Annotated in this window: 11 protein-coding genes and 1 tRNA gene; all 12 read left to right on the top strand. The window is 51.1% G+C overall.

The features are described 5' to 3' along the window. On the top strand, window positions 1-115 hold a 115-nt coding region (locus LG202_RS01295), incomplete at its 5' end, for an EF-Tu C-terminal domain-related protein (protein WP_459724194.1). Window positions 116-172: 57 nt separating this feature from the next. Further along, window positions 173-248, top strand: a tRNA-Trp gene (locus LG202_RS01290). An 18-nt stretch (window positions 249-266) separates the two neighbouring features. Next, window positions 267-614, top strand: coding sequence for a preprotein translocase subunit SecE (gene secE / locus LG202_RS01285; protein WP_230346615.1), 348 nt, complete (start codon window positions 267-269; stop codon window positions 612-614). Further along, window positions 614-1153: a transcription termination/antitermination protein NusG gene (gene nusG / locus LG202_RS01280; RefSeq protein WP_230346614.1), complete on the top strand. Its 540-nt coding sequence runs from the start codon at window positions 614-616 to the stop codon at window positions 1151-1153. Before secE ends, nusG begins: the two co-directional genes overlap by 1 nt. Before the next feature lie 148 nt (window positions 1154-1301). Further along, window positions 1302-1733 carry a 50S ribosomal protein L11 gene (rplK, locus tag LG202_RS01275; protein WP_067267457.1) on the top strand — a complete coding sequence of 144 codons (432 nt, stop codon included), beginning with the start codon at window positions 1302-1304 and terminating at the stop codon, window positions 1731-1733. Further along, window positions 1734-2426, top strand: coding sequence for a 50S ribosomal protein L1 (gene rplA / locus LG202_RS01270; protein WP_025873088.1), 693 nt, complete (start codon window positions 1734-1736; stop codon window positions 2424-2426). It begins immediately after the preceding gene. A 234-nt stretch (window positions 2427-2660) separates the two neighbouring features. Then, window positions 2661-3185 (top strand): 50S ribosomal protein L10, encoded by a 525-nt coding sequence (rplJ, locus tag LG202_RS01265; protein WP_230346613.1) that lies wholly within the window; start codon window positions 2661-2663, stop codon window positions 3183-3185. A 31-nt stretch (window positions 3186-3216) separates the two neighbouring features. After that, window positions 3217-3600, top strand: a complete 384-nt coding sequence (gene rplL, locus LG202_RS01260) for a 50S ribosomal protein L7/L12 (protein ID WP_230346612.1) — start codon at window positions 3217-3219, stop codon at window positions 3598-3600. A 122-nt stretch (window positions 3601-3722) separates the two neighbouring features. After that, window positions 3723-7895 (top strand): DNA-directed RNA polymerase subunit beta, encoded by a 4173-nt coding sequence (rpoB, locus tag LG202_RS01255; RefSeq protein ID WP_230346611.1) that lies wholly within the window; start codon window positions 3723-3725, stop codon window positions 7893-7895. Window positions 7896-7907: 12 nt separating this feature from the next. Continuing rightward, window positions 7908-12137 carry a DNA-directed RNA polymerase subunit beta' gene (gene rpoC / locus LG202_RS01250; protein WP_230346610.1) on the top strand — a complete coding sequence of 1410 codons (4230 nt, stop codon included), beginning with the start codon at window positions 7908-7910 and terminating at the stop codon, window positions 12135-12137. 95 nt (window positions 12138-12232) lie between these two features. Continuing rightward, window positions 12233-12610, top strand: a complete 378-nt coding sequence (rpsL, locus tag LG202_RS01245; protein ID WP_230346609.1) for a 30S ribosomal protein S12 — start codon at window positions 12233-12235, stop codon at window positions 12608-12610. A 36-nt stretch (window positions 12611-12646) separates the two neighbouring features. Continuing rightward, complete coding sequence (gene rpsG / locus LG202_RS01240) at window positions 12647-13117, top strand: 30S ribosomal protein S7 (protein ID WP_230346608.1); 471 nt, start codon at window positions 12647-12649, stop codon at window positions 13115-13117. Window positions 13118-13139: the final 22 nt, after the last annotated feature.

Here is a 13139-nt window from a genome sequence, read left to right as displayed (position 1 = left end):
CTCCATCACTGTTGCCCTGATCGCGCCAATCGCGATGGAAGAAGGTCTGCGCTTCGCGATTCGTGAAGGTGGTCGTACCGTCGGTGCCGGCGTTGTGGCTAAAATCGTAGAGTAATATCTCCTCGGGTCGTGTGCTTAAATAAGTATGCGACCTTTGTTGGTAAAGCGTTACAGGCCAGTAGCTCAATTGGCAGAGTATCGGTCTCCAAAACCGAGGGTTGGGGGTTCGAGGCCCTCCTGGCCTGCCATTATATTAAGTGCAAAATATGACCGAGAAGATTAAGCTGGTAATTTCCCTGCTGCTGGTTGCTGCTGGGGTTGCCGGCTTTTATTTGTTGGCTGATCAGGCGTTGGTGGTGCGTATTCTGGCCTTTTTGGCGGGGATTATTGTTGCGCTGCTTGTGCTGAAAACAACCGTGACTGGGCAGGATGCGTTTGCGTTTGCGCGTGAAGCCGTAGTTGAAACACGTAAGGTTGTCTGGCCGACCCGTAAGGAAACAATACAGACTACTGCTGCAGTGTTTGGGTTGGTGATTGTAATGGCCATTTTCCTCTGGATGGTTGATGTTGGCTTCATGTGGGCTGTGAAGCAGTTGATGGGGAGGGGCGCTTGATGAGTAATATGCGATGGTATGCCGTGCAGGCTTTCTCTGGATTTGAGAAGTCGGTCAAAAAAGGTTTGGAAGAGCGTATTGCCCGTTCGGACGTGGGTGATTTGTTTGGCGATATTCTGGTGCCTGTTGAGGAAGTCGTTGAAATGAAAAACGGCGTCAAGAGTATCACTGAGCGCAAGCTGTATCCGGGCTATGTGCTGGTTCAGATGCAGATGAGTGATGAGAGTTGGCACTTGGTGAAAAGCACGCCTCGCGTGACTGCATTTATCGGTGGTACTGCGCAAAAGCCAACCCCAATTAAGGATAAGGAAGTTGAAATCATCCTGCAGCGTATGGATGAAAGTAAGAGCAACCCTACTCAGAAGATGACCTTTGATAAGGGTGAGTCTGTGCGTGTGATTGACGGCCCGTTCAAGGATTTCTCTGGCAGTGTTGAAGATATCAACTATGAAAAGAGCAAGCTGCGCGTGTCGGTAGTCATCTTCGGCCGTGCGACACCTGTAGAGCTGGATTTCAGCCAGGTGGAGAAGGAAGTTTAAGAATTTTGAGCTGTGTCTTGCCTTGATGGCAAGATGCGGCTTTTTGCACTCCGCAGTTCTGGAGTGTTTGGCGTGGTGCTTTGCATCACATCGATGTGGATGGGGAGCTTGTGTGAGCAAGCGTTATTACCCAAATTAGGAGTTTAAGATGGCAAAGAAAGTTATCGGCTATATCAAGCTGCAGATTCCTGCAGGTAAAGCCAATCCAAGTCCCCCAGTTGGTCCTGCATTGGGTCAGCGTGGTCTGAATATTATGGAGTTCTGTAAAGCATTTAATGCAGCAACTCAAAGCCTGGAACCAGGTTTGCCAATTCCGGTTGTGATCACTGCGTTTGCAGACAAGAGCTTCACCTTTGTGATGAAGACTCCTCCTGCCACCATTCTGATCAAGAAGGCAGCCAAGATCGACAAGGGTTCCCCGCGTCCTCATACAGACAAGGTTGGCAAGATCACCCGCGCTCAAGCGGAAGAAATCGCCAAGACCAAGGCACCTGATCTTACGGCTGCTGATCTGGACGCTGCGGTTCGCACCATCGCTGGTAGCGCACGCAGCATGGGTATTGAAGTGGAGGGTGTGTAAATGGCTAACGTTTCTAAGCGTATTGAGGCCTTGCGCGCCAAGGTTGATCGTAACAAGGTATATCCAGTGGCTGAAGCCCTGACTCTGGTCAAGGAAACTGCAACTGCTAAGTTTGACGAGTCCGTAGACGCGGTCATCAATCTGGGTATTGATGCACGTAAGTCTGACCAGCTGGTACGTGGCGCTCTGGTGCTGCCACACGGTACAGGTAAAACCAAGCGTATCGCCGTGTTTGCACAAGGCGCTGCTGCTGAGGCTGCCAAGGCTGCTGGTGCTGACATCGTTGGTTTTGAAGACCTGGCTGAACAAGTTAAGGGTGGTATGCTGGACTTCGACGTTGCGATTGCAACGCCTGATGCGATGCGTATCGTTGGTACCCTGGGTCAAGTACTGGGCCCACGTGGTCTGATGCCTAACCCTAAGGTTGGTACTGTGACGCCTGATGTTACTACCGCTGTGAAGAACGCCAAGGCTGGTCAAGTTCAATACCGTACCGACAAGGGTGGTATCGTACATTGCACTATCGGTCGTGCTTCCTTCGGTGTAGATGCACTGAAGGAGAATCTGGCTGCTCTGGTTGATGCATTGAACAAGGCGAAGCCTGCTTCCTCCAAGGGTGTTTACCTGAAGAAGGTTTCCGTTTCCAGCACCATGGGTGCCGGTGTGCGTGTAGACCAGTCAAACCTGGCTTAATAAATTTGGCGTCAACTTTGAAGTTGACGCCGCAAAGAACTTTGGGCCCATGGCGTGAGCTATGGGGTTATCAAAGACCGTAGGAGCCTTCACTGGCTTAATGGCGGCAAAATTCTAGCCAAGTCCTACGCAGATGGCGTTACCCGGAACAGGATTTTTATTCCTGATGAAAGGTCGCCGTGGGAAGGTGTTTGTGGCTTGCTACAAATGCTTAATTAACGGAAGGAGAAGACCTTGAGTCTTAATCTTGAGCAGAAAAAGGCAGTAGTTGCTGAGGTTAGCGAGCAAGTCGCTCAGGCTCAGGCAATTGTTCTTGCTGAGTATCGTGGCATCGAAGTGGGCGACATGACCAAGTTGCGCGCCGAAGCTAGAAAATCTGGTGTTTACCTGCGTGTTCTGAAGAACACACTGGTTCGTCGCGCTGTTGACGGCACACAGTTTTCTGGTCTGGCAAACGACATGGTTGGCCCATTGGTATTCGGTATTTCTACCGATCCAGTTGCCGCGGCAAAGGTATTGAATAATTTTGCCAAAGCCAATGACAAGTTCGTTATCAAAGCCGGTGCTCTGCCAGGCAAGGTTCTGGATGCTAAGGCTGTACAAGCCCTGGCTACCCTGCCAAGCCGCGAAGAGTTGCTGGCCAAGTTGCTCGGCACGATGCAAGCGCCTGTTGCACAGTTTGTACGCACACTCAACGAAGTGCCTACAAAGTTTGCACGTGGTCTTGCTGCGGTGCGCGATCAAAAGCAAGCAGCCTAATCAATATTATATTTATCAGGAGTATTAACAAATGGCATTATCCAAAGCAGAAATTCTTGACGCAATTGCGTCCCTGACCGTTCTCGAACTGTCCGAACTGATCAAGGATCTGGAAGAGAAGTTCGGTGTATCCGCAGCTGCAGCTGCTGTTGCAGTAGCTGCTCCTGCAGCTGGCGGCGACGCTGGTGCTGGCGCTGCTGAAAAGACTGAGTTCGATGTTATCCTGGCTTCTGCTGGCGACAACAAAGTGAACGTTATTAAGGCTGTTCGCGAACTGACTTCCCTGGGTCTGAAGGAAGCTAAGGACCTGGTTGACGCTGCTCCTAAGGCAGTTAAGGAAGGCGTTTCCAAGGCTGATGCTGAAGCTGCTGCTAAGAAGCTGGAAGAAGCTGGCGCTAAGGCTGAAATCAAGTAATACCGCTGTAAATCATGGTGGATGGGCTGGCAGGAAACTGTCAGCCTTCACCATTTTAAGAAGTTAGAAGACAGCAGTCCCTCTGGGCTGCTGTCTTCTGCCCTCTATCCTCAGGAGATGCTATGAGCTATTCCTTTACCGAAAAGAAACGTCTGCGTAAAAGTTTCGCCAAGCGTGAAAGCGTGCAGGAGGTTCCTTACCTGCTCGCCATGCAATTGGAATCCTACGCTGCATTTTTGCAAGCTGAAGCCCATGCTGACAAGCGTTCTGACGCGGGTCTTCAAGCAGCATTCAGTTCGGTTTTCCCAATCGTCAGCCATTCTGGCAATGCACGACTGGATTTTGTTAGTTATAACCTCGGCCAAGAGCCTTTTGATGTCAAGGAATGTCAGCAACGTGGCTTGACCTATGCTGCGCCTTTGCGCGTCAAGGTGCGCTTGACGATCATGGATAAAGAGGCTTCCAAACCTACTGTCAAAGAGGTGAAGGAGCAAGAAGTCTACATGGGTGAATTGCCACTCATGACAGAAAACGGCTCTTTTGTGATCAACGGTACCGAACGTGTCATCGTGTCACAATTGCATCGTAGCCCTGGTGTGTTCTTTGAACATGACCGCGGCAAGACTCATAGCTCGGGCAAGCTGTTGTTCTCTGCACGTATTATCCCTTACCGTGGTTCTTGGCTCGATTTCGAGTTCGACCCTAAGGATTACCTGTATTTCCGCGTTGACCGTCGTCGCAAGATGCCGGTGACAATTCTCTTGAAGGCGCTTGGTTTCTCACCAGAGCAAATTCTGGAAACATTCTACGACTTCGATACTTTCCATATCGCCAAGAAGGGCGTTCAGTTTGAGCTGGTGCCTGAGCGTTTGCGTGGTGAGGTAGCGAAGTTCGATATCCTTGATAAGGATGGCAAAGTCATCGTTGCCAAGGATAAGCGCATTACCGTCAAGCACATCCGTGACATGGAAAAGGCTGGTATCAGCAAGATTACCGTGCCGGAAGAGTTCTTGCTTGGTCGCTCCTTGGCTGCTGGTATTGTAGACAAGTCCACTGGCGAAGTTGTTGCTAATGCGAATGATGAAGTGACTGAGTCCATGCTGGACAAGCTGCGCGAAGCAGATGTCAGCAAGATCAGCACCTTGTATGCCAATGATCTTGATCATGGTGATTACATCTCGCAAACATTGCGTATTGATGAAATCCCTGACGAGTACAGTGCTCGCGTTGCCATCTACCGTATGATGCGTCCTGGTGAGCCTCCAACTGAAGATGCTGTGCAAGCTTTGTTTGAAGGCTTGTTCTTCAATGAAGACCGTTACGACTTGTCTTCTGTTGGTCGCATGAAGTTCAATCGCCGTGCCTTCCCTGAGAAGATTGAAGAGCGTACCGCTGCTTGGTTGCGTCGTTTCTATGAGAAGGTCGGTCCGCAAGGCGCCGAGGGTGCTGGCATCCTGTCCAACGACGATATCCTGGCTGTGATCGCTGTCTTGATCGAGCTGCGCAATGGTCGCGGTGAGATTGATGATATTGACCACTTGGGTAATCGCCGTATCCGCTCGGTTGGTGAATTGGCTGAAAACCAGTTCCGTGCTGGTTTGGTGCGTGTTGAGCGTGCTGTAAAGGAGCGTTTGTCTCAAGCTGAATCCGATAATCTGATGCCGCATGATTTGATTAATGCGAAGCCAGTGTCGAGTGCTATTCGTGAGTTCTTCGGTTCTTCACAGTTGTCCCAGTTTATGGACCAAACCAACCCATTGTCTGAAATCACGCACAAGCGTCGTGTTTCTGCCTTGGGCCCAGGTGGTTTGACACGTGAGCGCGCTGGTTTTGAAGTGCGTGACGTGCATTCCACTCACTATGGACGTGTTTGTCCAATTGAAACACCTGAAGGTCCAAACATTGGCCTGATCAACTCATTGGCGCTGTATTCCCGTACCAATCAGTATGGTTTCCTAGAAACACCTTACCGTCGTGTAGATAGCAACAAGGTCTCGGCAACGATTGATTACTTGTCCGCGATTGAAGAAAGCCAGTACATGATCGCCCAGGCGAACTCCGAACTGGACAAGGACGGCAAGTTCAGAGAAGACCTGGTTTCTGCGCGTTACCATAACGAATTCACCATGGCGCAGCCTGACCGTGTTCAATACATGGATGTGGCCCCTGGTCAGATCGTTTCCGTGGCGGCTTCGCTGATTCCGTTCCTCGAGCATGATGATGCGAACCGTGCCTTGATGGGTGCCAACATGCAACGTCAAGCCGTGCCATGTCTGCGTGCTGAAAAAGCCGTGGTTGGTACTGGTATCGAACGTACTGTTGCGGTTGACTCAGGTACTGTCGTTACAGCGCGTCGTGGTGGTGTGGTTGATTATGTTGACTCCAGCCGTATCGTGGTGCGTGTGCATGACGAAGAAGCTGCTGCTGGCGAAGTCGGTGTGGATATCTACAACCTGATCAAGTACACACGTTCTAACCAGAACACCAATATCAACCAGCGTCCGTTGGTGAATGTCGGTGACATATTGGCGCGTGGCGACGTGATCGCCGATGGTGCTTCCACCGATATGGGTGAATTGGCGCTGGGCCAGAACATGCTGGTCGCCTTTATGCCATGGAACGGTTACAACTTCGAAGACTCGATCCTGATTTCAGAGCGTGTAGTGGCCGATGACCGCTATACCTCCATCCATATCGAGGAATTGTCCGTTGTTGCCCGCGACACCAAGCTGGGCGCAGAAGAAATCACACGCGATATTTCCAACCTGTCTGAGCGCATGCTTGGTCGTCTGGATGATTCCGGCATTATTTATATCGGTGCAGAAGTTGAGGCCGGTGATGTGCTGGTTGGTAAGGTGACACCTAAGGGTGAAACCCAGCTGACTCCTGAAGAGAAGTTGCTGCGTGCAATCTTCGGTGAAAAGGCATCCGACGTGAAGGATACATCCCTGCGCGTTCCATCTGGTATGTCTGGTACCGTGATCGATGTGCAAGTGTTCACTCGCGAAGGTATTGAGCGCGATGCCCGTGCTCAGCAGATCATTGATGATCAGTTGGCCGACTACAAGCAAGACTTGGCTGACCAGATGCGTATCGTGGAAGACGACGCGTTTGGCCGTATCCGTCGCCTGATCGAAGGCAAGGTTGCAACTGGTGGCCCACAAAAGCTGAAAAAGGGCGAAACCCTTAATGCTGAGTACCTGGATGGTTTGGCGCGCTACGATTGGTTTGACATTCGCCTGAGCGATGAAGATGTTGCACGTCAACTCGAACAGTTGCGTGACAGCTTGTCCCAGGCACGTATCGAGTTCGACAGCAAGTTCGAAGAGAAGAAGCGCAAGCTGACCCAGGGTGACGAATTACCTCCTGGTGTACAGAAGATGGTTAAGGTATACCTTGCCGTTAAGCGTCGTATCCAGCCTGGTGACAAGATGGCGGGCCGTCACGGTAACAAGGGTGTGGTTTCCAAGATCGTGCCGATTGAAGATATGCCGCACATGGCTGACGGTACACCGATGGATATCGTGCTGAACCCGTTGGGTGTTCCTTCACGGATGAACATTGGTCAGATTCTCGAAGTCCACTTGGGTTGGGCTGCCAAGGGTCTGGGTATCCGTATCGGCAATATGTTGCAGGCGCAAGCCAAGACCGCCGAGTTGCGTAGCTTCTTCGAGCAGATCTACAACAAGAGCAACGGTAAGCCTGAAGATATTGCTTCCTTGAGCGATGTGGAAGTGATGGATCTGGCACGCAACCTCAAGAATGGTGTGCCATTTGCAACGCCTGTATTCGATGGTGCTGCTGAGTCCGATATCAAGGCAATGCTTGATCTGGCGTTCCCTGATGAAGATCCACGTACACAGCAATTACAGTTTGCTTCCGGCAAAACGCAAGTGACCTTGTTTGATGGCCGCACTGGTGATGCTTTCGAACGTCCTGTGACTGTAGGTTATATGCACGTGCTCAAGCTGCATCACTTGGTTGATGACAAGATGCATGCTCGTTCTACTGGTCCTTACTCGCTGGTTACCCAGCAGCCATTGGGCGGTAAGGCACAGTTTGGTGGCCAGCGTTTCGGTGAAATGGAAGTGTGGGCACTGGAAGCGTACGGTGCATCCTATACCTTGCAGGAAATGCTGACAGTGAAGTCTGATGACGTGTCTGGCCGTACCAAGGTATACGAAAACATTGTCAAGGGTGAGCACAAGATTGATGCTGGCATGCCAGAGTCCTTCAACGTGTTGGTGAAGGAAATCCGCTCGCTCGCCATCGATATTGATCTTGACCGCAACTAAGGAGAAACGCGCGTGAAAGCTCTATTAGATTTATTCAAGCAGGTCACTCAGGAAGAAGAGTTTGATGCGATCAAGATCGCGTTGGCTTCTCCTGAAAAGATTCGCTCCTGGTCTTACGGTGAGGTCAAGAAGCCTGAGACCATTAACTATCGTACCTTCAAGCCAGAGCGTGACGGCTTGTTCTGCGCCAAGATTTTTGGCCCGATCAAAGATTACGAATGCTTGTGCGGCAAGTACAAGCGCCTCAAGCATCGTGGCGTGATCTGTGAAAAGTGCGGCGTTGAAGTGACCTTGTCCAAGGTGCGTCGCGAGCGTATGGCCCACATCGAGTTGGCCAGCCCGGTTGCTCATATCTGGTTCCTAAAGTCCTTGCCGAGCCGCTTGGGTATGGTGCTGGATATCGCCTTGCGTGATATCGAGCGCGTGCTGTACTTTGAAGCATATATCGTCATTGATCCAGGTATGACGCCACTGACTCGCGGTCAGCTGTTGACTGAAGATGATTATCTGGCCAAGGTTGAAGAATACGGCGACGAATTCAATGCGGTCATGGGTGCAGAAGCGGTGCGCGAATTGTTGCGCACGATGGATGTGCACACTGAAATCGAGAAGCTGCGTCGTGAACTCGGTGAAACTGGTTCCGAAGCCAAGATCAAGAAAATCGCCAAGCGTCTGAAGGTACTGGAAGCATTCCAGAAGTCTGGTATCAAGCCAGAGTGGATGATCCTAGAAGTATTGCCAGTATTGCCTCCAGAGTTGCGTCCATTGGTACCATTGGATGGTGGTCGTTTTGCGACTTCCGACTTGAACGATTTGTATCGTCGCGTAATCAACCGTAACAACCGCTTGAAGCGCTTGCTAGAGCTGAAGGCTCCTGAAATCATCGTACGCAACGAAAAGCGTATGTTGCAGGAAGCGGTTGACTCGTTGTTGGACAATGGTCGTCGCGGCAAGGTCATGACGGGCGCTAACAAGCGTCCTCTCAAGTCCCTGGCTGACATGATCAAGGGTAAGGGCGGTCGTTTCCGTCAGAACCTGTTGGGTAAGCGTGTGGATTACTCCGGTCGTTCTGTGATCGTGGTGGGTCCTCAACTCAAGCTGCATCAGTGCGGTTTGCCAAAGAAGATGGCACTGGAACTGTTCAAGCCTTTCATTTTCCATAAGCTTGAAGTATTGGGCCTGGCTACGACAATCAAGGCTGCCAAGAAAAAAGTTGAAGAGGAAGGTCCAGAAGTCTGGGATATCCTGGAAGACGTGATTCGCGAGCATCCAGTATTGCTCAACCGTGCACCTACTTTGCACCGTCTGGGTATTCAGGCATTTGAGCCGACACTGGTTGAAGGCAAGGCGATCCAACTGCACCCGTTGGTGTGTGCTGCGTTTAACGCCGACTTTGACGGTGACCAGATGGCGGTACACGTACCATTGAGCCTAGAAGCACAAATGGAAGCCCGCACCTTGATGCTGGCCTCCAATAACGTATTGTCTCCAGCTAACGGTGAGCCAATTATTGTGCCTTCCCAGGATATCGTCTTGGGTCTGTACTACATGACACGTGAGAAGAAGGCTGCTCGCGGTGAAGGCATGCGTTTCGCCAATATTGCCGAAGTGCAACGTGCCTATGACAATCGCCTGATTGATCTGCATGCACGTATTACTGTCCGTCTGCGTGAGTTCGATGTTGAACTGGATGGCCAGAAGCGTGAAAAGATTACGCGTTATGAAACGACTGTTGGTCGTGCATTGCTGTCAGAAATCTTGCCAGCTGGCCTGCCATTTAGTGTGATCGACAAGGCGCTCAAGAAGAAGGAGATATCTCGTCTGATCAATGCGAGCTTCCGCCGCGTTGGCATTCGCGAGACTGTGATTTTTGCCGACAAGTTGATGTACACCGGTTATACCTATGCGACACGCGCTGGTATCTCCATCAGTATTAACGATATGTTGGTACCACCGGAGAAGGAGCAATTGATCGCTTCTGCCGAGGCTGAAGTCAAGGAAATCGAAGACCAATACGTTTCTGGTCTGGTGACTCAGGGTGAGCGTTACAACAAGGTGGTTGATATCTGGGGTCGTGCCGGTGACAAGGTTGCTGATGCGATGATGAAGCAACTGCGTGAAGAAACAGTGCTGGATGCCGATGGCGCCATCGCCAAGGATGCCGATGGCAAGGATATCAAGCAGGAATCCTTCAATGCGATTTACATGATGGCTGACTCTGGTGCGCGAGGTTCCGCGGCTCAGGTGCGTCAGTTGGCTGGTATGCGCGGCCTGATGGCTAAGCCGGATGGTTCTATCATTGAAACTCCGATTACCGCGAACTTCCGTGATGGTCTGAACGTGTTGCAATACTTTATTTCAACACACGGTGCACGTAAGGGTCTGGCAGATACCGCCTTGAAGACCGCTAACTCCGGTTACCTGACTCGTCGTCTGGTAGACGTCACGCAGGATTTGGTGGTGACCGAACATGATTGCGGCACGACAGAAGGCCTGTACACCAAGGCGCTGGTCAAGGGTGGTGAAGTGGTTGAGCCTTTGCACGATCGTATCTTGGGTCGTGTCGCTGCGTTGGATGTGCTCCATCCTGAAACACAGGATGTGGTGTATCCGGCTGGTACCTTGTTGACCGAAGATGAAGTTGAGCAAATTGATGCTTTGGGCATTGATGAAGTCAAGGTGCGTACTGCGCTGACTTGCGATACTCGTTATGGTATTTGTGCCAAGTGCTATGGTCGTGACTTGGGTCGCGGCAAGCTCATCAACATGGGTGAAGCTGTTGGCGTGATCGCGGCACAGTCCATCGGTGAGCCTGGTACACAGCTGACCATGCGTACGTTCCACATCGGTGGTGCGGTATCGCGTGCAGCCTCTGTTAGCCAAGTGGAAAGCAAGTCCAACGGTATTGTGCATTTCACATCGACCATGCGTTATGTGACTAATGCGCGTAACGAGCAAGTGGTGATTTCCCGTAACGGTGAAGCCATCATTCAGGATGAAAATGGTCGTGAGCGTGAGCGTCACAAGGTGCCTTACGGTGCTACCTTGCAGATTACTGATGGCAAGCAAGTCAAGGCTGGTCAGGCTCTGGCTACCTGGGATCCGCATACTCGCCCGATTATTACCGAGTACGCAGGTCGCGTGAAGTTTGAGAACGTGGAAGAAGGTGTCACTGTTGCCAAGCAGGTGGACGAAGTCACTGGCTTGTCCTCCCTGGTGGTAATTGATCCTAAGCAACGTGCTGGTCAATCCAAGGGCTTGCGTCCACAAGTGAAATTGCTCGATGCTAATGGCGTCGAAGTCAAGGTTGCCGGTGGTGAAGCACCTGTCAGCGTGACCTTCCAGCTTGGTTGTATCATTACCGTGAAAGACGGTCAGGAAGTGGGTGTGGGTGAAGTGCTGGCGCGTATTCCGCAAGAGTCTTCCAAGACCCGTGACATTACCGGTGGTCTGCCACGTGTGGCTGAGCTGTTTGAGGCACGTTCACCTAAGGATGCTGGCTTGCTGGCAGAGGTGACAGGTACGATTTCCTTCGGTAAGGATACCAAGGGTAAGCAGCGTCTGGTGATTACCGACCTTGACGGCGTTTCCAATGAGTTCCTGATTCCTAAGGATAAGCACGTGACCGCGCATGATGGTCAAGTGGTGACCAAGGGTGAGAGTATTGTCGACGGCCCAGCAGATCCACAAGATATTCTGCGTTTGCAAGGTCGCGAAGCATTGGCTCGCTACATCATTGATGAAGTACAAGACGTTTACCGTCTGCAAGGCGTGAAGATCAACGACAAGCACATTGAAGTGATTGTTCGTCAGATGCTGCGTCGTGTACGGATTACCGATGCTGGTGATACCAGCTTCATCTTGGGTGAGCAGGTTGAGCGTGCGGACGTGTTGACTGAAAATGAACGTGTATTGGCAGCGGATGGCCGTCCAGCGAGCTTTGAGTATGTATTGCTGGGTATTACCAAGGCTTCTCTGTCTACAGATTCTTTCATCTCTGCTGCGTCGTTCCAGGAAACAACGCGTGTGCTTACCGAAGCTGCGATCCTGGGCAAGCGCGACGAGTTGCGTGGTCTGAAAGAGAACGTTATTGTGGGTCGATTGATTCCTGCTGGAACCGGTCTTGCCTATCATGAAACACGTAAACGTAATGTTGCAGGTGTAGATTCAGCGCCTGCCATCATTGAAGATGCAGGAGATGTGCAAGTCGAAGAAACCTCTGGAAATCCTGAGGTTGCTTGACAACACATTGAACGCTAAATAAAATGCTAAGTTTTCCGGGATGGCGTTTCGCCATCCCGTAATTTTTAGCGGTTAAAATATAAAGGCTAAAGGTTATGCCAACCATCAATCAATTAGTGCGCAAGCCGCGCCAAAAAGTAGTTGCCAAGAGCAAGGTGCCAGCACTTGAGAGCTGCCCACAAAAGCGTGGTGTATGTACTCGTGTTTACACCACAACCCCTAAGAAACCTAACTCCGCTTTGCGTAAGGTTGCCAAAGTGCGCCTGACCAATGGCTATGAAGTAATTAGCTATATCGGCGGTGAAGGCCACAACTTGCAGGAGCACTCTGTTGTGCTGTTGCGCGGTGGTCGTGTAAAGGACTTGCCAGGTGTGCGTTATCACATGGTGCGCGGTAGTCTGGATACTGCTGGTGTTAAAGACCGTAAGCAATCCCGCTCCAAGTATGGTGCTAAGCGCCCTAAGGCTGCTTAATTACAGCGGCCAAAAGTTTAAGGAATCGAGAAATCCATGCCAAGACGTAGAGAAGTTCCCAAGCGTAACATCCTGCCTGATCCTAAGTTCGGTAGTCAGGAAGTTTCAAAGTTCGTTAATGTGCTGATGACCGGTGGCAAGAAGTCGGTTGCAGAGCGTATCCTGTACGGCGCATTTGATCAAATCACACAAAAGAGCGGCAAGGAAGCGCTGGAGGTATTTACTCTGGCTATCGGCAATTTGCGTCCAGTTGTGGAAGTGAAAAGCCGTCGTGTTGGTGGTGCTAACTACCAAGTGCCTGTTGAAGTTCGTCCGGCTCGTCGCAATGCGCTGGCAATGCGCTGGTTGCGTGATGCGGCTCGTAAGCGTGGTGAGAAGTCCATGGGCTTGCGCTTGGCTGCGGAGTTGCTCGAAGCCTCTGAAGGTCGTGGTGCTGCTATCAAGAAGCGTGAAGAAGTTCACCGTATGGCAGAAGCCAATAAGGCATTCTCGCATTTCCGTTTCTAAACTCAGACAAATTTTAAGTTAG

It is taken from the genome of Methylobacillus methanolivorans, assembly GCF_054588515.1.
This window is presented reverse-complemented; position numbering and strand designations above follow the sequence as displayed.

What these genes read in the sequence shown, in the direction of transcription:
- secE (WP_230346615.1), top strand. Translation starts at nt 267, where the DNA reads ATGACCGAGAAGATTAAGCTGGTAATTTCCCTGCTGCTGGTTGCTGCT.
- nusG (WP_230346614.1), top strand. Translation starts at nt 614, where the DNA reads ATGAGTAATATGCGATGGTATGCCGTGCAGGCTTTCTCTGGATTTGAG.
- rplK (WP_067267457.1), top strand. Translation starts at nt 1,302, where the DNA reads ATGGCAAAGAAAGTTATCGGCTATATCAAGCTGCAGATTCCTGCAGGT.
- rplA (WP_025873088.1), top strand. Translation starts at nt 1,734, where the DNA reads ATGGCTAACGTTTCTAAGCGTATTGAGGCCTTGCGCGCCAAGGTTGAT.
- rplL (WP_230346612.1), top strand. Translation starts at nt 3,217, where the DNA reads ATGGCATTATCCAAAGCAGAAATTCTTGACGCAATTGCGTCCCTGACC.
- rpoB (WP_230346611.1), top strand. Translation starts at nt 3,723, where the DNA reads ATGAGCTATTCCTTTACCGAAAAGAAACGTCTGCGTAAAAGTTTCGCC.
- rpsL (WP_230346609.1), top strand. Translation starts at nt 12,233, where the DNA reads ATGCCAACCATCAATCAATTAGTGCGCAAGCCGCGCCAAAAAGTAGTT.
- rpsG (WP_230346608.1), top strand. Translation starts at nt 12,647, where the DNA reads ATGCCAAGACGTAGAGAAGTTCCCAAGCGTAACATCCTGCCTGATCCT.